This is a genomic window from Kitasatospora sp. NPDC127067 (assembly GCF_042724755.1).
Lineage (GTDB): Bacteria > Actinomycetota > Actinomycetes > Streptomycetales > Streptomycetaceae > Kitasatospora > Kitasatospora lactacystinica.
Genome location: NZ_JBHXEM010000118.1, coordinates 1 through 17,366, shown reverse-complemented (window position 1 = coordinate 17,366; position 17,366 = coordinate 1). Strand labels below are relative to the sequence as shown.

The following is a 17,366-nucleotide window of genomic DNA, read 5'->3' as shown; positions in this document are numbered from 1 at the left end:
GAATGCCCCGGATCCGTGAAGTGCCGTGCCGCCACCTTTGCCTCCCGGAGGTATCTGAACCCGAAGGTGCCAACCGCCGGGACCGGGCCCTGTAGCGGGGCCTCGCCCCTGTGCGTACTCGGTTCTACGTGGCCAGAGGAGTTGGACAGCCCCGGGTCAGCAGTTCAGGGCGGGCAGGACCAGCTCACGGTAGGCGTCGAAGAAGACCTCCTGGTCGGGGCCGACCTGCCCGACGTAGACCTCGTCGAACCCGGCGCGCGCATATGCGCGCACTGTCTCCACGTGCTGCTCCACATCGTCGCCGCAGGCGACCGCGTCGGCGATCATGTCGCGCGTGACGAGCTGACTTGCCTGTTCGAAGTGCGCCGGGCTGGGCAGGAGTTGGGCGAGCTCGCCGGGCAGCAGCTCGGTCGGCCACAGCCGGTGCACCACGTCCACGGCCGCTTCCCGGTTGCTGCTCCAGCACACCTTCACACCGCCCACCACCTTCTTGCCCTGGCCCCCGGCCTCGCGGAACGAACCCACGAGGTCGGCGTCCGGGGTCATGGTGACGAACCCGTCCCCGATCCGGCCGGCCAGTTCGGCGGCCTTCGGCCCGAAGGCGGAAACGTACACCGGCAGCGGCTGGTCGGGGGCAGTGTAGAGGCGGGCGTTGTCGACGGTGTAGTGCCGGCCGCGGTGGCTGACCGGTTCACCGGTGAACAACTTGCGCATCACCTCGACGGCCTCCTCCAGCATCTCGGCCCGCACCTCGAACGACGGCCACGCATCGCCGTGAACGTGCTCGTTCAACGCCTCCCCCGTCCCGACGCCGAGAGCGAAGCGCCCATCCAGCAGAACGCTGGATGTGGCGGCGGCCTGCGCGGTCACCGCCGGATGCAGCCGCACCGTCGGACAGGTCACCAGCGTGGTGACCGGCAGCGAGACGGCCTGCGACAACGCCCCGATCACCGACCACACGAACGCGCTGTTGCCCTGTGCGTCGTCCCACGGATGGAAGTGATCGGAGACCGCCAACCGGGTGAACCCGGCCTGCTGCGCGCGGCGGCCCTGGTCGATCAGCTCCGCGGGGGTGAACTCCTCACACGACAGGAAGTAGCCGTACTCGGTCAATCGGGATCTGCTCCTTCGTGAACGTCCTCCCCGCTTCGGGTTGCGGCCACTCGGGCACTGCCGCCACCACGCTAGGCCGAAGGTCCTTCGAGTACTCCCTGACAGCGCCGCAAGGCCGACGGAATCGACCGCGAACGGGTTAAGCCGGCGAACGGGCAGCGCTCACCGGCCTCGCCCTGACGAGTGCGGACGGCCAGTTGGCCCCCGTAGGTCCGGGCCTGCCCGCGCAGCGGGACCGGAACTCCTCCTGGGCAGGTCACGCGGGCGATTCGGGCTCGGGTTCAGCGCTGCGGGAACCGGTGCTGTTGGATCAGGTGGACGAAGTCCTCCCAGAACGAGGCGCCGGGCTGCCGGCCCGGGCCGCACAGGGCAACCCCGGCGAGGTGCTCCGCCTCGCGGTCCCCTGCGGCGCGCACGAGCGCCGTGCCGGCGCCGAGCGCGGCCACCGGTTTGCCGTGCCGCAGTGCCTCGTTGACGAACCGGACGGCGTCCGGATCCACGACGAGCGCGTCCTCTGCGCCGTCCGGGACGACCACGGCGTCGTACAGCACCGAGGCGGTGGTCGCCAACGCCCGCTCGACCTCCACGTCTTGGCCGTCGCTGCCGGCCACGCTCCCGCCGTACCGGGCCAGGGTCTCCACCGTGGCGCCCTCGGCCTGCAGGGCGGTGCGCGCGGCCCGCACCTGGACGGCGTCCACGCCCTGCGCCACCAGGACGGCGACCTTGCGGGTACGGATGCCGTGGCCGCGCAGGTTCTCCAGGCTCAGCGCGGGCGAGACCCGCTCCCCCGCTGCTCCGGCCTCGCGGTTGCCGGTGGACCGGTCCGGTGCGGGCTCGGGCGCGGGCTCGGGTTCGCCGATGCGGCGGGCGACCTCCACAGCCAGTTCCTGGTCCACGCGGATCAGGTTGGCGACCATCCGGCGCCGCACGGCCTGGTCCCCGACCTTGCCGAGCTCGAAGGAGAACGCGGCGATGATGTGCCTCTGCTCCCAGTCGGCCATGCTGCGCCAGAACAGCGCGGCCTGGCCGTAGTGGTCGGCGAAGCTCGGACTGCGCCGGCGGATCGCCTGCCCGTCGACACGCTCCTGGTAGTGCTCGAACACCCCCTCGGCAAGGCGCCCGCCGCCCAGGGTGGCCGGGCATCCGCCGCCGACCGAGTTCGGCGCGTAACTCGTCCCGGAGTGGATCACCTGCTGGCCGTAGCCGTCGCGCTGGTTGGTGCGCACCTCGGCGAGCGGGCGGTTGACCGGCAGCTGGGAGAAGTTGGGACCGCCCAGGCGGATCAACTGAGTGTCCAGGTAGGAGAAGTTGCGACCCTGCAGCAGCGGGTCGTTGGTGAAGTCGATGCCGGGAACGATGTTGGCGGTGTGGAAGGCGACCTGCTCGGTCTCGGCGAAGAAGTTCTCCGGGTTGCGGTCGAGGACCATCCGGCCGACCGGCCGCACCGGCACGAGTTCCTCCGGCACCAGCTTCGTCGGGTCCAGCAGATCGAACGGGAACGAGAACTCGTCCTCCTCCGGGATCAGCTGGACGCCGAGTTCCCACTCCGGGAACTCGCCGGCCTCGATCGCCTCCCACAGGTCGCGGCGGTGGAAGTCGGGGTCGCGTCCGGCAGTGATCTGGGCCTCGTCCCAGACCTGGCATGCGACGCCGAGTTTCGGCTTCCAGTGGAACTTGACGAAGGTGGCGCGCCCCTCGGCGGTCACGAGGCGGAAGGTGTGCACGCCGAAGCCCTGCATCATCCGGAAGCTGCGTGGGATCGCCCGATCCGACATCGCCCACATCAGCATGTGGGTGGACTCGGGCTGCAGCGAACAGAAGTCCCAGAACGTGTCATGTGCGGTGCCGCCGGTGGGGATCTCGTTGTGCGGCTCCATCTTCACCGCGTGCACGAAGTCGGGGAACTTGATCGCGTCCTGGATGAAGAACACCGGCATGTTGTTGCCGACCAGGTCGTAATTGCCTTGCCTGGTGTAGAACTTGGTGGCGAAGCCGCGGACGTCGCGCACCGTGTCGGCGGAGCCGCGCGGGCCCTGGACGGTCGAGAAGCGAACGAACACCGGGGTCCGGCGCCCGGCCTCCTGGAGGAAGTCGGCGCAGGTGAACTCGGCCAGCGACTCGTAGGGTTCGAAGAAGCCGTACGCGCCGGCACCGCGAGCATGCACCACCCGCTCGGGAATGCGCTCGTGGTCGAAGCGGGTGAGCTTCTCCCGCAGGTGGAAGTCCTCCAGCAACGTCGGGCCACGGTCGCCGACGGTCAGGGAGTTGTCCGTGTCGTCGACCCGCACTCCCTGGTCGGTGGTAAGCGCACCGTCCGGCTCCGGGGCCCGGAAGGCGTCCAGCGCGATGTCCTTGGCATCACGCTCCCCCCGCGAAGGACGGCCCGGATCGGGAGCCTCGGTGACAAGAGGCGCATGGGGGCGTCCTTCAGGCGGTCCGGGATTGATGGTCATCTCAACGCTCTCCGTCCTGGGACCTGTACGAGGCAGCTCGCGGCCGCCCGCGCTGCGGGTCGCGGCTGCCCGCCAGCGGCTCAAAGCCGGCACGCCCAGCTGGGAGCCTAGGGGTGTCGGAGCGGCTCCGCAGCCCGAGGCCGCACCCGGGCACGTCGAGCCTTCGAGCGTCGGTCCGACCGAGGGCCGACCGGGCCCGGCGAACACCGCAGCCCTGCGGGCCCGTACCGCATCGGGGGCTGTGCGCCGGGTTGCCCACGCGACTGTGGACCAACCGGGGGATGTACCCGGAGGCGGCCGTCGAGAGCGGGCGCGTCCCGGTCAGTCCTTCACTACCTGGTAGATGCCGTGGATGACGCCGGGTACGTGGCCGCACAGCTGAAGGAGGAGCGCCCAGAGACCTTGATGCTCGGGCCGTCCTTGATGAGCACCGCGAGCCACGGCAGGACCAGGCACAGCAGTACGAGCAGGACCGTCACCATGATCGTTCCTCGATTCACGACAGCGGACTCAACTCCGTTGATGAGTTGAGTCCGCTGTCGGAGCCCCCTGGATTCCGTATCGCGCCGCGGTGGGGCGGGCGGGACGGGATCGTCGCGGTCCGGCCTCAGTGCTTGAACGCGTCCTTGACCTTGGCGCCGGCCTGCTTGAGGTTGCCCTTGATCTGGTCGCCGCGGCCTTCTGCCTCGAGGGCGCGGTCGCCGGTGGCGCGTCCGACGTTCTTCTTCACGCCGCCCTTGACCGCTTCGGCCTTGTGGGCGGCCTTCTTGCCGATGCCCATGACTAGCTGCCTTTCGTGATGTCCGTCGGTGCCTCTCGCGGGGCGTAGGGGGCCTACCGGTGCCCGAGGCCGCGCCCGAGGAGGTGCGGTCTGTGGTGCCCTTTGCCGGACGCGGGTTCGCCTTCGCCCTGCGACATCGGATTGAGGCGAAGACCCGCTGTGTGCTCGCTGGTCGGCTCCTGCCTACGGACGAGGTCGTCCCGCTGCTGGGCGATCGTGTCGCGCTCCGCGACAAGGCCGTCGCGGTCCTGGACGGCCGATGCCGCCTGCGCGCGGGCGGCGTCGCGCTGCTCGACCACCTCGTCGCGTCGCCTGCTCACAGCCGCCGTTTCCCGGCGGGAGCGGTGCAGTGCGTGGCGTGCGGTGGCGCCGCGGCGCGCGCCGGCCAGCAGGAGGCAGAGGCCCAGCACTCCCACGGCCCCGACGACGATGCCGTAGAGGAACAACGTGCCGGTCGAGCCGTTCATGTGCTCTCCGAACACCGTGAACGCGTTGGTGAGCGTGTGTCCGCTGCCGGCATTGCCGACGACTCCGGCCACGGCGACAACGGCCGCGGCGACCAGGAGTATGAGTCCGAGAACGATGATCATGACGTACTCCCCAACGGATCTACGTCGTATGACTACAGTCAACTCCCGGACTAGACTGGTGTCCACACCGTAGGTCTACGAACTTGGTCACCGGTACTCACGCGCAGCGAGAGAAGGTGCCGATGTGGTCCCTCCTCCGGTCGCCCCGGCGGTCCGGGACGGCGATCCGCCTCTGAAGGACAGGCTCAGCCGGGAACGGATGCTGGCTTGCGCGCTGGAGATCATCGACCGCGAGGGCATCGAGAAACTGTCCATGCGTCGTCTGGCACGTGCGCTCGGCCACGACCCGATGAGTCTGTACCGCCACGCGGCGAACAAGGCGACTCTGCTCGACGGCGTCACCGATATGGTCCTCGGCCAGCTCACGCTGGAGGACCCCACCGATCCCGACTGGGCCGCCCAACTTCGTACCGTAGCCCGCCGCTACCGTCGGCTCGCCCTGGCCCACCCCAACGTCGTGCCGCTCATGGTCACCCGCCCGCTGGCCACCCCGCTTGCTCTGCGGCCTCGCAGCACCCTGCGCCTGCTGGAGGCCATCCTCGCCATGCTCACCCGCTCCGGCTTCAGCGGCGCCGACGCGCTTCACGTCTACCGCGCACTGTTCGGGCTGCTGCACGGCCACGTCCTCAACGAGCTGCAGGAACTCGTTGACAACCCCGACGAGACGGACGACCTGCTGCGCCTGGGCCTGTACCGGCTGCCTATAGCCGAGTTTCCTCTCCTGCGCGGTCTCGCCGGCCCTCTCGCTTCCTACGACGGAGCCGCCGAGCTGGAAAGCGGCCTCGACATCCTCCTCGCCGGCCTGGCGACCACACCTCAGGTGCGCCGAACCCGGGAATCACGCCATCGCGGCTGATACGGCATCCCCAAACCGGGCACCCGCGAAGCAAGGTGCAGCATTTCCTCCGCATCGGCGAAGGACCGCATCGGAAAAAGGGGGGCGAAGAAACGGAGCCCATTGTGATCGTCCTCGGAGTCATCCTCCTCGTCATCGGATTCGTCACCGGAATCGGCATCCTGTGGACCATCGGCATCGTCTTGGCCCTCATCGGCCTCATCCTGTGGATCATGGGCGCAGTCGGCCACGAGGTCGGCGGCCGCCGCCACTACTGGTAGACCCCAGCGGACCAGCCATTGTCCCTGTGAGGGCAGCCCGGTCCTGCTGGGCGTCGATTGGCTGGCGGCATCGTCGCGCCGCTGCAGCATCCGGGTGCGGAGGATCACAGCGGGCTCATGACCGGGTGCGAGCGTGGCGGCGGCTTCGAGCATCAACCCGTGGACGAACGCCCGAGGCAGGTTGCCGCACAGCTGGCGCTGGGCGACATCGAACTCCTCGCGTAGAGGCCGGGCGGACCACACGTGGCACGGTTGCGTTCGAACCCGCGCACCGCTTCCACGTCGTTGTGCTGCTGGTGCTCGGCCAGGGCCATGACGAATCCGCACAGCAGGAAGGCGCCCTCAGCATCCTGCTGGACCACCGATCTCGGTCGCTGTCGCCCCTGAGCACCGACAGGGCAGCGACCTTGATCTGGTCCCAGGTGGCGTGCGGCGGGATCGGTTGGCACCGCCGGGTCGGCGCGGAAGTCGATGACGAACGGCCGGTCCGCGGCCAGTGCCTGGCGCCGCGTTGTCCTCCACCGTCTTGCGCCACGTGCCGTCCGTCTTGCGCTCCAGGCATGCCGGGCGCAGCACAGTCGCCGCCCTGGACGAGCGCCCGGCGGCGACCGGTCGAGGTTCCGGTGGAACGGGTGGCGGTGCCCGGCGGCGGAAAACGGGTGGGTACGCGTGTCGCATTCAGGGGCATTCGTCGGGTATGCGCCTGTCGAGGGGCGGGTGATCCGTAGAGGACCGGACAGAAGGAGCGAAGTCAATGGCTGTGAGACACGTCCTGATCGAGCGGGCCCCGCAGGCGGTGTGGAGCGTGTTGGGCGATCCGGCCGCGTACGGCCGCTGGGTACCAGGCACGGAGCGGACCCGCCCGGGTGGGGGCCGGTGGCCCGCGGTCGGGTCGAGCCTGCGCTACACAGTCGGCGTCGGCCCGTGCCACTTCGAAGGCCGCACCGTTGTACGTGTGTGCGACAGCGGGCACCGGCTGGAACTGGAGGCTTTCGCCGGGCGGCTCGGCACCGTCCGGATCGCCATCGAGCTGATCGCATGGGGCGACGCCACCCTGGTGATCGTCGACGAGCACCCGCTGCGGGGCCTGAGCGGAAGCCTCCACTCGGCAGCCACGGACCTGGTGCTGGATCTGCGCCACCGCCGGATGCTCGCCTGCCTCGCCCGCACGGTCGAGGAGGCGCGCCGGGCGGCCGACCTGGAAGCGTCCGCGTCGGGGGGAGGTCCGTCATGGCCGACGCCGTCGTGATCGGGGCCGGGCCGAACGGCCTGGTCGCCGCGAACGTGCTGGCCGACGCCGGCTGGAAAGTGGAGGTGCTGGAGGCCCAGGACCGGGCCGGCGGCGCTGTCCGCAGCGACCGCGGCGTCCACCCCGACTACGTCAGCGACCTGTTCAGCTCGTTCTACCCGCTGGCCGCCGCCTCGCCGGTGATCGCGGCCCTGCGCCTGGAGGAGCACGGCCTCGCCTGGAGCCACGCACCGATCGTTCTCGCCCATCCCCTGCCCGACGGGCGCTGCGCCCAGTTGCAGCGTGGACCGGAGGCGAACATCGACGGCTTCGAACGGAACTTCGGCCGGCCGGACGCGCTCGCCTGGCGACGGCTGTCACAGCTGTGGCAGGACCTGGACCCGTGCCTGGTAGGAGCGATGTTCGCGCCGTTCCCGCCGGTACGCGCCGGGCTCACGCTCGCGGCGCGTCTTCGGGCACCGGGCCTGCTGCGGCTGGCCCGCTTCGCTGCGCTCCCGGTACGACGGCTGGCCGACGAGGAGTTCGACCGGGAGGGGCTGGGTCTGCTGCTGGCCGGCTGCGCGCTGCACGCCGACCTGCTGCCCGAATCGCCGGGCAGTGCCGCCTTCGGCTGGCTCATGGCCATGCTCGGCGAGCAGTACGGCTGGCCGGTACCGGTCGGCGGCGCCCGCGCCCTCAGCGACGCCCTGGTGCGGCGCCTGGAATCGCGCGGCGGCACGATCCACTGCGACACCCCGGTCAGCGAGGTCGTCGTCCGCGCCGGGCGCGCGCTGGGCATCCGCACCGCCCAGGGCGAGTACGTCCGCGCGCGCAGAGCCGTGCTCGCCGACGTGCCCGCCCCGCACCTGTACGGCCGCCTGGTCCAGGGAGGTCATCTGCCCTCCGGATTCCGCGACGCCGTGCGCCGCTTCCAGTGGGACTTCTCGACCGTCAAGGTCGACTGGGCCCTCGACGCGCCGATCCCCTGGATCGCCGAGTCCGCACACCAGGCCGGCACCGTCCACCTCGGGGCGACCTGGACGGAACTGAGCGACTACGCACTCCAGGTCAGCACCGGCCGTCTGCCGGCCCGCCCCTTCGGGCTGCTCGGCCAGATGACCACCGCCGACCCGTCCCGCTCGCCCGCGGGCACCGAATCGGCCTGGATGTACACCCACGTCCCCCAGCGCATCGTCGACGACCTCGGGCCCGACGGCATCTCCGGGTGCTGGGACGGCAAGGAAAGCGAAGCCATCGCCCACCGCATGGAGGCACAGGTCGAACGCTTCGCCCCCGGCTTCGCCGACCGGATCCAGGCCCGACGCGTGCTCACCCCGCCGGCGCTGGAACAGCTGGACCAGAACCTGGTCGGCGGGGCGATCAACGGCGGTACCGCAGCCCTCCACCAGCAGGCGCTGCTGCGCCCGGTACCCGGCACCGGGCGGCCCGAGACCCCCATCCAGCGGCTCTACCTCGCTTCCGCCTCGGCCCACCCGGGCGGTGGCGTGCACGGTGCCTGCGGCGCGAACGCCGCCCGCGCCGCGCTGCGCGCCCAGGGAGCCGTGACCGGTCGGCTGCTGCGGCCCGCGCTGGCCGGCGCCCAGCGGGCCCTGGCCGACCCGGGTGGGAGGTGAGACGGTGGCCGCCGGGCGGACGGGAGGCCGAGACGGGACCCGCGGCCCGGGTGGGCCGACCACAGCCGAGTCCGACGCACACGCGACCACGTGTCGGGGAAGGCCAGACACTTCAGCGAGCAGTCACCGACGAGCCGCCTGGCCCAGCCTCTGCGAGGGCCCTCTCCTACGTGTTCCTCGTCCCGCCTGAGATGTCGTACATCACCGACGAGATCTCCAACGTCACCGGTTCCCCTCTGCCCCAGCCATCCGGTCTCCCGGGGTGGCCCCCGGCAGGAGGGGGAAGCCGACCGGAGAGCTGCGGGCCGGGACAGCAGGGCTGTCATCGCGGGGGTCGGCCACCGCCGCCGGGGTCGCCGTGCTCGGACACGGCCGCCCGGCGGGCGGCCGTGCGACGAAGCACGACCTGGGGCAGGACGAGCCAGCTGGTAGCAAACCAGAGCAGACAGGCGGCGCTGAGGCCCCAGGCGGCGGCCGGGCTGCCGGTTGCGGTGCGCAGCAGGAGCAGCAGCGCGGCGGCGATGGTCAGGGCGAGGGTGGTGAGTCCGATGGCGATGAGGCGACTGGCGACGTGGATGAGTTCGGGTTTCATGCCGTGGCCGGTGAGGAAGCGGTGGAAGGCCACGGGCGCGATCAGGGCGCCGGTGGCGACGGCGCCGAGGACGACGGTGGCGACGTAGAGGTTCCTGTCGAAGTCGGACAGGGCGGCGAAGCGCGGGGTGAAGGCCACGCCGATGAGGAATCCGAAGAGGATCTGCGCGCCGGTCTGGCACACACGGACTTCCTGGAGCATCTCGTTCCAGAGCCGGTCGGCCCGCTGCTGGGGCGTCTCGTCGCGGCCCGGCGCGCCGTCGTACCTCGTCAACGATTCCTCCTTCCGCCTACGGGCGGTACTTGTAGCGGTTGGCCCGGACCCGTACGCCCAACAGTTCCTCGCCATGGGGCGGGCGATGGAGACGGGTGAAGCCGGCAGCGACCCGGAACAGGATCCAGAGGGGAAGCACCTGATGGTGCGTTCCACGCCGCCGGATGTGGCGTTCACCGGCACCTCGGCACAGGAGGGCCGGCTTCCCCACCGGAGCGGGTGATCAGGCTGGGCACCAGGCGGCTCCTGCGGCGGGGTGGCCAGGACGGGCACTGGTTACTGAGGGCCGCAAGTCAGGGGCGGTCCTCGTGGTGGCCGCACAGCCACGCCAGCGCCCGGTAGACGCCCAGGGCGTAGGCGGCGTCCGTGCGTTCTTCCAGGGCATCGCGCAGGCGGACCGCGGCAGCCTGGCATTCGGCCAACAGCTGTGCCCGGCACGGCCCGATGCTCCCGAGCGCGGCGGCAGCGGTGACCGGTGCCGCAATCTGGGCTCCGGAGGCCCACCGGTAGGCCTCCAGGACCCCGTGGTCGAACCCGCCCCAAGGCTGGGGGCGCCGATGGACGGTCTCGATCGCGTCGAACACCTCGTCCAGCGGACGCACTCCCACGGCCGGGATCGTCGTCTCATCACTGGTCATGCCCGCAACCTACGACGACTCGCGGCCACCCGCCGCCGGGCTCGACAGCCGGACAGTGGACCGGCAAGGTTCCGGGCTATCGGATGCGGCGCAACCGGGTGAGCCACCCTGCCAGGCAGTGACCCAGAGGCCGAGCCCTGCACCGCCTCAGCAGTCCTGCGCCAAGCCCGTCGACAGGCCGCACTCAGGGGCCTCGCCGGTGTCGGCACGGTCCCGTCCAGCGAACGCAGACCGGCGACGGCCCGGCTCGCCACCGACCTGTTCCAACGGTCACGCCCACCCTGGTGAAGGCGGGCGACATCGAATTCGCATGCCTCCTCCTCCACCACCGCTGGCTGAACTGCGTCACCTCCCCCGCCTCGAACGCTCCGCAGGCCCCACTCTGAACGGCTCTTTCGCGCTGCGGCGGCACGCCGGAGCACAACCGCGCGCTGCCCCCAGCGATCGCTCAGTCGTTTTCCGCAGGCACCGCGATCCGGCGTACCTGCCCGGCCTCCAGCTCGACGACGACGGCCAGCACCGGATGCAACCAGCGCACCACCGACCGCGCGCCCGGATGCGGCTGCCGAAGCCGCCTGGCGACCAGCACCCCGAACTCCGCCCGCACCAGCTCGGAGATCTCCCCGGTCACCAGCCGCCGACCGTCGGTGAGCACCACCAGCAGCCGCTTCCACTCGCCTGGTTCGCCGACAGCCCCGATCACCCAGCCCCTCACCGGGCCCCGCCCGGACGCCGCTCCAGCGCGGACGGCACAAGAATCAGCAAACTCCCTCCCTACACAAGACGCAATCATCCGAGCATGCCACCACACATCAGCGGAGACGATCCACGCAGCGGCTCTGCCCCGTCGTTTCCCACAGGCCCGTGATCAGAAGCTGTCCGCCGGAGGATCTGCCCTCCGGGAGTGCATCCACTCAACAGGCCGGCAGTCCGAGATGGCGGTGTGCTCGTGGCACCACCCGCAGGCGAAGAACCAGCGCTGCAGAGGGCTTCGGCGCGCAAGTCCCCGTCCCGGCCGATCGGGCGTCGCTATGTGGCGGAGACAGGCAACGCGCCGCGAAAGCAAGGGAGTTGTGCAGATATCTGGCCTGCCGACTGGCGGGTGGACGCTGGGGTAGGCGCGTTGGCACGCGTCGGCCCACCGGAGGCCGACGCACAAAGCCGTCGCAGGAGGGTGATCCGATGCAGAAGTCCGCTGTCCGCCCGATGCCCGTCACGTTCCCCGACAGCCCGCTGCCCGACGTCCCGGTCGACGTGGAGCTCCGCTTCGACACGGCCCTCCCATATGCGGCATGCCTGGTGTTCCCGCTGACCCCGTGCGACTGCACCGGCTCCAACGCCGAGGTGTGCTGGTACTTCAGCCGGGATCTGCTGAACGAGGGGCGCCACGTCCCCACCGGCACCGGGGACGTCAAGATCGGCCCCGGATCGGCCGGCGAAGTCCTCATCACCCTGCAGGGCCCCGACGGCCGGGCGGTGCTCAGCGCCCCGGAGGACGCCGTGGCCGCCTTCCTCACAGACTCATTCACCCTGGTGCCCGCCGGATCGGAAGCCGACCACCTTGATATCGACTCCGCCCTCGCCCGGCTGCGCGCAGCCGACTGATCGCACCCCACCGAGGTCGTCTCCGTCCTGCGCCGCGTCGCCACCACCACCGTCCACCGCAGCGCGTGAGACGACGCGCCCGCCAGCCACGGCACACCGAGGAGCCGTGAGCACCCCCGGTCTCGACACCCTGCCGTTCTACTGCCCCGTCCCGGCCGCCATCCATCCGGAGGCCGACGCCGTCGAGCGGCGGGCCCAAGCCTGCGTCGACCGGACAGGGCTGTGCCCGACCGCGGGCTCCCGTACCCGGACCACCGCCACCAACATCGCCGAGTTCTACGCCCGCTTCGCCCCCGCCGCAGACCCCGATCGCTTGTGGGTCGCGACCTGCTGGGTCTACTGGGGATCCGCCTTCGACGACGCGCGCTGCGACGAGGGTCCGCTGGCCACGGATCCGGCAGGTTTAGCCTCGGTGGCCGGGACCGTCCAGCGAGCCCTGGAGCTGCCCGGCCCTCTGCGGACCGACGACCCCTACGTAGCGCGAAGCGGTAAGCATGACTGCCGCTAAGCCGGTCTGCCGGTCGGCGGCGTCGCCGCCGGCCAGTGCGGAGCGGACACTGTCGTGGAGGGTGAAGAGCCGGTCGGTCTCGGTGAGCGTCAGGACCCGTATGGTTTGCGGTCTCGCGGCGGCCAGCACCATCTCGATCCCGGCGGCAATCGCGTTCAGACGGGCGGCGAGCAGGGCGTTGACGCACGCCGAGTAGCAGAAGGCGAGGCCGGCGAGGTCGACCACCAGGAGCGGCGGGCGGGCGGTGATCGCCTCGGCCAGGGCGTCGTCCAGGGTGCGGCGGGTTTCCTGATCGACGTCGCCCTGGACCTGGACGATCACGGCCGTGCCGGGGAGCGTCGTGTCGACGACTCTCAGCGGCCGTGCGCCGGTCCGCGCGGCGTGGGGGCAGTCGTCGTGACGGAGGGGATCGGGCGGGCTGTTCACGGAACCCACCGCCTTCACGCGGGGACGGGCGCGGTCCGACCGCCGGGTCGGCGTCCCGCCGGATTCTCGGCGCGCTCGAGGAGCCCGCTTCGCGGGATCCCCCGGCGGGAGCACGGCAAGGTGGGGGGCTGCGGGCGGCGGGTTCGGGAATCAGGGGCGTTCCTGGTCATGGTGATCACCGGGGCGAGTGCTTGGGGCGGGGCCGGAACCGGGCTGGAGATCCGCGAACAAGTCCAGAAACCCGGCGATCTCGTGCCCGGCCTCGGCGGGGTGACGGAAGAACGTGTCGTGCACGACGTGGTAGTGGTTGCGGCGCCCGTGGCGGGTGCGGGTCAGATAACCGGCGCTCTCCAGATCAGTGACGATCGCCTGCACCGCCCGCTCCGTCACACCGCACATCACCGCGAGATCCCGCAGGCGTACCTCCGTGTTGCGCGAGATCATCAACAGGACACGGGCATGCTGCGTCAGGAACGTCCAGCTCGTGCGCGGCTCCCGCTCGTCGCTCGACACACCACAAGTATGAACCCGGATTCCGGATTCGTCATACCCGATTCGTGATACTTGATTCCCGGCCCGTCCGACGCCCCCGCAGGCCGCCACCTTCGGAGGAGCCGACCAGTTGTTGCTGCAGGCAGGTGTCCCCGAGAAACAGCACGACAGCGTGGTACTCCGGTACTGCCTCGACCTGGACGACCAGAAGGCCGCCGACTTCCTCGGCACCCCCGTGTCCACCCTGCGCTCCAACCTACGCCACGACCGCCGCCGCCTCGCCTGCGCCATCGGAAGGCAGCTGTGGAGACCTGCGGGTCGATAAGCCTGGTGACGCCCAGATATCCCAGTCCAGCAGGGGCGAGCGCGTAGGCGACCGCGAGCAGGCCCCAAACGCTGACAGTCCACGATCGGGTCACCGGACGTAAGCCGGACGGGGCCACATCGCTGTGGCGAGGATTCACGGGGTCCAGGTCTTTGTTGTGGCCAGTGACTTACGGGATTTTTGCCCAAATACCGGATCGGCTCAACAGACACCCGGGCGGGGTTTGGCCTCCCGGCGTCCGGCAAGCCGCCCGGCATGGACGTTTCAGCTCTGCACGACCGCCGGTGGTCCCGTCGACTGCGCCGCACGCTCGACGCACCGGCGCACTGGGAGGTCCTCGACCTCCCGTCCGGGAAGCTCGCCGACGCGGTGGAAGCTCTCCCCCTCGGGCCGTACCGCGACGCCCTACGCGGCGTGTGGCTCGGCCACCCGCTCCACCCGGGCCTGGTTCAGCTGCCCATCGGCTGCTGGACATCGGCAGGCCTGCTGGACTTCACTCCGGGCGCCCAGCGGTCGGCCGACGCACTCGTCGCCACCGGACTGCTGACGGCCGTGCCGACCGCGCTGTCCGGCTGGGTGGACTGGGCCCGGCTCGACCCGCCGCGCCGCCGCACGGGCCTGGTCCACGCTCTTGCCAACACGACCGGCGTGCTGCTGTACGCCGGCTCGCTGCTGGCCCGCTGCCGGGGCCGACGCGCCCGCGGCCGACTGCTCGGCCTGACGGGGCTCGCCGCCATCTCGGGCGGCGGCGTCCTCGGCGGCCACCTGGCCTACGGACAGGCCGCCGGCCCCAACCGGGCCGCCGCCGCGCCCCGACTCGCGCCCGCCGACTGGGTCGGACTCGGCCCGGTCGACGACTTCCCACCGGGCGAACCCGTCCGCAGGATGGCCGGCGACCTGCCCGTGGTCGTCGTCCGCGAGGGCGAGCGCTGCCACGTGCTCGCGGAGCGCTGCGCCCACCTGTCCGGCCCGCTCGCCGACGGCACAGTGGCCGACGGCTGCCTGCGCTGCCCGTGGCACGGCAGCGAGTTCCGCCTGCGTGACGGCGAGGTCGCGAGCGGCCCGGCCACCTCACCGCAGCCAGTGTTCGAGACCCGATTGCTCTCCGGGTACCTGGAGGCACGACTGCCCGGCGCCGGCTGACCAGCCGTCCACGTCCACACGGTGTACGGATCGGCCCAACGGGCAAACGCACCCGCGCGGGCCCGATCCGTGGCGGATCCGCGCGCCCGCCACGCGGAGGAGGACGACATGAACCCGGTCGAACGCGCACTGCGCGCGGTGGACGGCTACCAGCAGCGCCACCGGCCCACCGCCATGGTCCTCGGCGTGATCAAGAAGTACGGCGACGACCGCGGCGGACTACTCGCCGCGCTCATCACCTACTACGGCTTCCTCGCCCTGATCCCGCTGCTCCTCCTGCTCAGCACCGTCCTCGGATTCGTCCTGCACGGCAGCCCCGGCGCACAGCAGTCCGTCCTCAACTCCGCCCTGGCCGACTTCCCGATCATCGGCGACCAACTCCGCCAGAACGTCCACTCCCTCCAGGGAAGTGGGTTCGCCCTGGCCGTCGGCATGCTGTTCATGCTCTACGGAGCACTCGGCATCGCGCAGGTGCTCCAGCACGCCATGGCCGAGATCTGGAACGTCCCCGGCGTGCGCCGGCCGGGCTACTGGCCGCGCCTGGTCCGCAGCCTCCTGCTCCTACTCGTGCTCGGCTCCGGCCTGGTACTCGGCACCGGGGCCGCATCGGTCGTCGCTGCCTCCCTCGGCGGGCCCGCCGCCCGCATCGGCGGTCTGATCGTCTCCGCGCTCCTGAACGCCGCCCTGTGCCTGGCCTGCTTCCGCGTGCTCACCCCCCGGACGATCCCCACGCGCGCGCTATGGCCGGGCTGCGCGGTCGCGGGCCCGCTGTTCACCGTCCTCCAGGCCTTCGGCTCCCTGCTCGTCGTGCACGAGCTGCGCCACGCCGGGCAGGTCTACGGCTTCTTCGCCACCGTGATCGGCCTGCTCTCCTGGCTCTTCCTCGCTGCGGAGATCACCGTGTACGCCGCCGAGACCAACGTCGTCCTCGCCCGCCGCCTGTGGCCGCGCAGCCTGCTCCAGCCACCGCTCACCGACGCCGACGAACAGGTGCTGAGCGCAATCGCCCACCAAGAGGAACGCCGCCCCGAACAGCAAGTCGACGTCGCCTTCAGCGACGACGACCCACGACCGGACGCCAACGACGACGGGACCGCGGGTCGACCCCCCGGGGGATGACGACCCTCGCCGCCCTGCCGGATGCGAGGATCCGGGGATCACACTGTCAGAACCGTGCTGGCCGACGATTGACCTCATACCAGGAAAAGCCGGGGACGATCCGTACACAAGATCGAGCCCGTCGTCACGCGGAGCCGGGGCAGCGGCCAAGGGGGCAGTGCGCTGGCGCTCGCGGCCTGACCGCCAGCCGACCCGCTCGCCTCACACGTGGTGGGTACCGGTGACGGTGTCAGCGGCGGGGGTGTGGCATGTGCTGCAGGTGTGCCAACGTGGCCGGTCAGGGGTGGACCGGTGTGGAGCGAGGATCATTCCGGCGGTGTCCAGGCCGCACATGGTGAGGGAGCCGCAGGCGCTCGAGGGCTCGGCGGCCCCCTGTGCGCGCGGCGCACCGGCTGCTCGGGGTCCGAGGGCGTGTGGTCGGTTTGGAGGACCCGGACGTTGCTCGGCGTGTCCGGTTCCAGTACGACGACAATGTCCACCTCCCCACGGTGGCTGCTGCTCCCGGTACCGCACGCGCGCGGTGGCATTCGGACCAGCTGGCGCAACAGTTGCCTCGGACACGCTGGGATTCGACGAGAACGGCGTACCGGTAATCATCGAGTTCAAGCGCGGCCGGGACTCCGGGGTGATCACGCAGGCAACGTCCTACCTCGTCTGGCTTCTGGCGCATCGGGCACGAGTTCGAGGCGCTGGTACGCAGACGCCTGGGTGCCGAGGTGGTGGAGACGATCGACTGGCGGCGGCCTCGGGCGATCTGTGTCGCAGCCGAGTTCTCGCGTCACATCCGGGCCGGGGCTTCGCTTCACCAGCGGAGGCATCGCTTGAACCTGGTGCGCTACCGGGTTCTCGGACCGGCCCTGCTGACGTTGCAGCTGGTCGAGACGGTCCCGGGCTTCATCGATTCCCCGTCTCCGGTACCGGCCGAGCCGGTCGGTGAGGTGCATGCCGAGCCGGAGGCGGTCGCGGTGCCAGTGGAGGCGTCGCAGGTGGAGGTGCCTGGACGAATGCAGGAACTGTACGACGAGCTGGATGAGGTGCTGGCGGCGGCTGGTGAGCTGGAGGTGGTGGTGCTGAAGCACTACATCGCCTACCGGCGGATCCTGAACGTGGCCTCGGTCGTGTTCCGGCCGGGGCACGGGGCCCTGCTGGTGTACCTGCGGTTGGAGCCGGACTCGGTGGAGCCGGAGGAGGCCTTCACCCGGGACGTGCGCGGCGTCGGGCACCTGGAGGTGCGGATCGCTTCGTCGGCGGACGTGGAGAAGGCGATGCCGTTGATCCGGCGGGCGGTCGAGGAGTCCTGACGGACGGAGAAGGGCGGCTGGAGCTTGGT

At 70.9% G+C, this 17,366-nt stretch carries 19 protein-coding genes; 9 read left to right on the top strand and 10 right to left on the bottom strand.

Annotated elements, in window-relative coordinates; all coding sequences use genetic code 11:
• Positions 1-156 precede the first annotated feature (156 nt).
• From ACFWJ4_RS32930 to ACFWJ4_RS32910, 5 genes are all read right to left on the bottom strand, one after another.
• Positions 157-1,113: a TIGR03557 family F420-dependent LLM class oxidoreductase gene (locus ACFWJ4_RS32930; protein WP_380550671.1), complete on the bottom strand. Its 957-nt coding sequence runs from the start codon at positions 1,111-1,113 to the stop codon at positions 157-159.
• Positions 1,114-1,394: 281 nt separating this feature from the next.
• Positions 1,395-3,566 (bottom strand): catalase, encoded by a 2,172-nt coding sequence (locus ACFWJ4_RS32925; protein WP_380550668.1) that lies wholly within the window; start codon positions 3,564-3,566, stop codon positions 1,395-1,397.
• A 332-nt stretch (positions 3,567-3,898) separates the two neighbouring features.
• The gene (locus ACFWJ4_RS32920; RefSeq protein ID WP_380351560.1) at positions 3,899-4,048 is read right to left on the bottom strand and encodes a hypothetical protein; all 150 of its coding nucleotides are present in this window, start codon (positions 4,046-4,048) and stop codon (positions 3,899-3,901) included.
• A gap of 125 nt (positions 4,049-4,173) precedes the next feature.
• Positions 4,174-4,347 (bottom strand): CsbD family protein, encoded by a 174-nt coding sequence (locus ACFWJ4_RS32915; protein WP_359904062.1) that lies wholly within the window; start codon positions 4,345-4,347, stop codon positions 4,174-4,176.
• A gap of 53 nt (positions 4,348-4,400) precedes the next feature.
• Positions 4,401-4,937 carry a hypothetical protein gene (locus tag ACFWJ4_RS32910; protein ID WP_359904059.1) on the bottom strand — a complete coding sequence of 179 codons (537 nt, stop codon included), beginning with the start codon at positions 4,935-4,937 and terminating at the stop codon, positions 4,401-4,403.
• A 124-nt stretch (positions 4,938-5,061) separates the two neighbouring features.
• Here ACFWJ4_RS32910 and ACFWJ4_RS32905 point away from each other — a divergent pair, with 124 nt between their 5' ends.
• The 4 genes from ACFWJ4_RS32905 to ACFWJ4_RS32890 all read left to right on the top strand — a co-directional run bounded on the left by ACFWJ4_RS32905 (position 5,062) and on the right by ACFWJ4_RS32890 (position 8,915).
• Entirely contained in the window at positions 5,062-5,793 is a 732-nt protein-coding gene (locus ACFWJ4_RS32905) for a TetR/AcrR family transcriptional regulator C-terminal domain-containing protein (protein WP_359904056.1), read from the top strand.
• A 104-nt stretch (positions 5,794-5,897) separates the two neighbouring features.
• Positions 5,898-6,053, top strand: coding sequence for a DUF6131 family protein (locus tag ACFWJ4_RS32900; protein WP_380460921.1), 156 nt, complete (start codon positions 5,898-5,900; stop codon positions 6,051-6,053).
• A 754-nt stretch (positions 6,054-6,807) separates the two neighbouring features.
• Positions 6,808-7,302 carry an SRPBCC family protein gene (locus ACFWJ4_RS32895; RefSeq protein ID WP_359904051.1) on the top strand — a complete coding sequence of 165 codons (495 nt, stop codon included), beginning with the start codon at positions 6,808-6,810 and terminating at the stop codon, positions 7,300-7,302.
• Complete coding sequence (locus tag ACFWJ4_RS32890; RefSeq protein WP_359904048.1) at positions 7,284-8,915, top strand: NAD(P)/FAD-dependent oxidoreductase; 1,632 nt, start codon at positions 7,284-7,286, stop codon at positions 8,913-8,915. Before ACFWJ4_RS32895 ends, ACFWJ4_RS32890 begins: the two co-directional genes overlap by 19 nt.
• Before the next feature lie 322 nt (positions 8,916-9,237).
• Here ACFWJ4_RS32890 and ACFWJ4_RS32885 read toward each other — a convergent pair whose 3' ends face one another.
• The 3 genes from ACFWJ4_RS32885 to ACFWJ4_RS32875 all read right to left on the bottom strand — a co-directional run bounded on the left by ACFWJ4_RS32885 (position 9,238) and on the right by ACFWJ4_RS32875 (position 11,121).
• Positions 9,238-9,780, bottom strand: coding sequence for a DUF6328 family protein (locus ACFWJ4_RS32885; protein ID WP_380550665.1), 543 nt, complete (start codon positions 9,778-9,780; stop codon positions 9,238-9,240).
• Positions 9,781-10,073: 293 nt separating this feature from the next.
• The gene (locus tag ACFWJ4_RS32880) at positions 10,074-10,418 is read right to left on the bottom strand and encodes a hypothetical protein (RefSeq protein WP_359904042.1); all 345 of its coding nucleotides are present in this window, start codon (positions 10,416-10,418) and stop codon (positions 10,074-10,076) included.
• 448 nt (positions 10,419-10,866) lie between these two features.
• Positions 10,867-11,121: a hypothetical protein gene (locus ACFWJ4_RS32875; RefSeq protein ID WP_359904039.1), complete on the bottom strand. Its 255-nt coding sequence runs from the start codon at positions 11,119-11,121 to the stop codon at positions 10,867-10,869.
• 479 nt (positions 11,122-11,600) lie between these two features.
• Between ACFWJ4_RS32875 and ACFWJ4_RS32870 the strand changes: the two genes are divergently transcribed.
• Complete coding sequence (locus ACFWJ4_RS32870) at positions 11,601-12,023, top strand: SsgA family sporulation/cell division regulator (RefSeq protein ID WP_359904036.1); 423 nt, start codon at positions 11,601-11,603, stop codon at positions 12,021-12,023.
• Positions 12,024-12,426: 403 nt separating this feature from the next.
• Here the strand turns inward: ACFWJ4_RS32870 and ACFWJ4_RS32865 are convergent, their stop codons facing one another.
• Together ACFWJ4_RS32865 and ACFWJ4_RS32860 are read right to left on the bottom strand one after the other, a co-directional pair.
• Complete coding sequence (locus ACFWJ4_RS32865; RefSeq protein WP_380550663.1) at positions 12,427-12,852, bottom strand: STAS domain-containing protein; 426 nt, start codon at positions 12,850-12,852, stop codon at positions 12,427-12,429.
• Between the two features lie 255 nt (positions 12,853-13,107).
• On the bottom strand, positions 13,108-13,470 hold the full coding sequence (locus tag ACFWJ4_RS32860; protein WP_359904030.1) for a helix-turn-helix domain-containing protein: 363 nt from the start codon (positions 13,468-13,470) through the stop codon (positions 13,108-13,110).
• A 109-nt stretch (positions 13,471-13,579) separates the two neighbouring features.
• Here ACFWJ4_RS32860 and ACFWJ4_RS32855 point away from each other — a divergent pair, with 109 nt between their 5' ends.
• The 4 genes from ACFWJ4_RS32855 to ACFWJ4_RS32840 all read left to right on the top strand — a co-directional run bounded on the left by ACFWJ4_RS32855 (position 13,580) and on the right by ACFWJ4_RS32840 (position 17,337).
• A complete protein-coding gene (locus tag ACFWJ4_RS32855) occupies positions 13,580-13,774 on the top strand; it encodes a hypothetical protein (RefSeq protein ID WP_359904027.1) in 195 nt (64 codons plus the stop codon).
• Between the two features lie 255 nt (positions 13,775-14,029).
• A complete protein-coding gene (locus ACFWJ4_RS32850) occupies positions 14,030-14,917 on the top strand; it encodes a Rieske (2Fe-2S) protein (RefSeq protein WP_359904024.1) in 888 nt (295 codons plus the stop codon).
• Between the two features lie 108 nt (positions 14,918-15,025).
• Positions 15,026-16,036, top strand: a complete 1,011-nt coding sequence (locus ACFWJ4_RS32845; RefSeq protein WP_380550660.1) for a YihY/virulence factor BrkB family protein — start codon at positions 15,026-15,028, stop codon at positions 16,034-16,036.
• Positions 16,037-16,857: 821 nt separating this feature from the next.
• Positions 16,858-17,337, top strand: a complete 480-nt coding sequence (locus ACFWJ4_RS32840) for a hypothetical protein (RefSeq protein ID WP_380550657.1) — start codon at positions 16,858-16,860, stop codon at positions 17,335-17,337.
• Positions 17,338-17,366 lie beyond the last annotated feature (29 nt).

Excerpts from the sequence above, each read along its gene's own strand:
- ACFWJ4_RS32915 (WP_359904062.1), bottom strand. The coding sequence starts at position 4,347 with ATGGGCATCGGCAAGAAGGCCGCCCACAAGGCCGAAGCGGTCAAGGGC.
- ACFWJ4_RS32910 (WP_359904059.1), bottom strand. The coding sequence starts at position 4,937 with ATGATCATCGTTCTCGGACTCATACTCCTGGTCGCCGCGGCCGTTGTC.
- ACFWJ4_RS32870 (WP_359904036.1), top strand. The coding sequence starts at position 11,601 with ATGCAGAAGTCCGCTGTCCGCCCGATGCCCGTCACGTTCCCCGACAGC.
- ACFWJ4_RS32925 (WP_380550668.1), bottom strand. The coding sequence starts at position 3,566 with ATGACCATCAATCCCGGACCGCCTGAAGGACGCCCCCATGCGCCTCTT.
- ACFWJ4_RS32920 (WP_380351560.1), bottom strand. The coding sequence starts at position 4,048 with ATGGTGACGGTCCTGCTCGTACTGCTGTGCCTGGTCCTGCCGTGGCTC.
- ACFWJ4_RS32880 (WP_359904042.1), bottom strand. The coding sequence starts at position 10,418 with ATGACCAGTGATGAGACGACGATCCCGGCCGTGGGAGTGCGTCCGCTG.
- ACFWJ4_RS32890 (WP_359904048.1), top strand. The coding sequence starts at position 7,284 with ATGGCCGACGCCGTCGTGATCGGGGCCGGGCCGAACGGCCTGGTCGCC.
- ACFWJ4_RS32895 (WP_359904051.1), top strand. The coding sequence starts at position 6,808 with ATGGCTGTGAGACACGTCCTGATCGAGCGGGCCCCGCAGGCGGTGTGG.
- ACFWJ4_RS32845 (WP_380550660.1), top strand. The coding sequence starts at position 15,026 with ATGAACCCGGTCGAACGCGCACTGCGCGCGGTGGACGGCTACCAGCAG.
- ACFWJ4_RS32850 (WP_359904024.1), top strand. The coding sequence starts at position 14,030 with ATGGACGTTTCAGCTCTGCACGACCGCCGGTGGTCCCGTCGACTGCGC.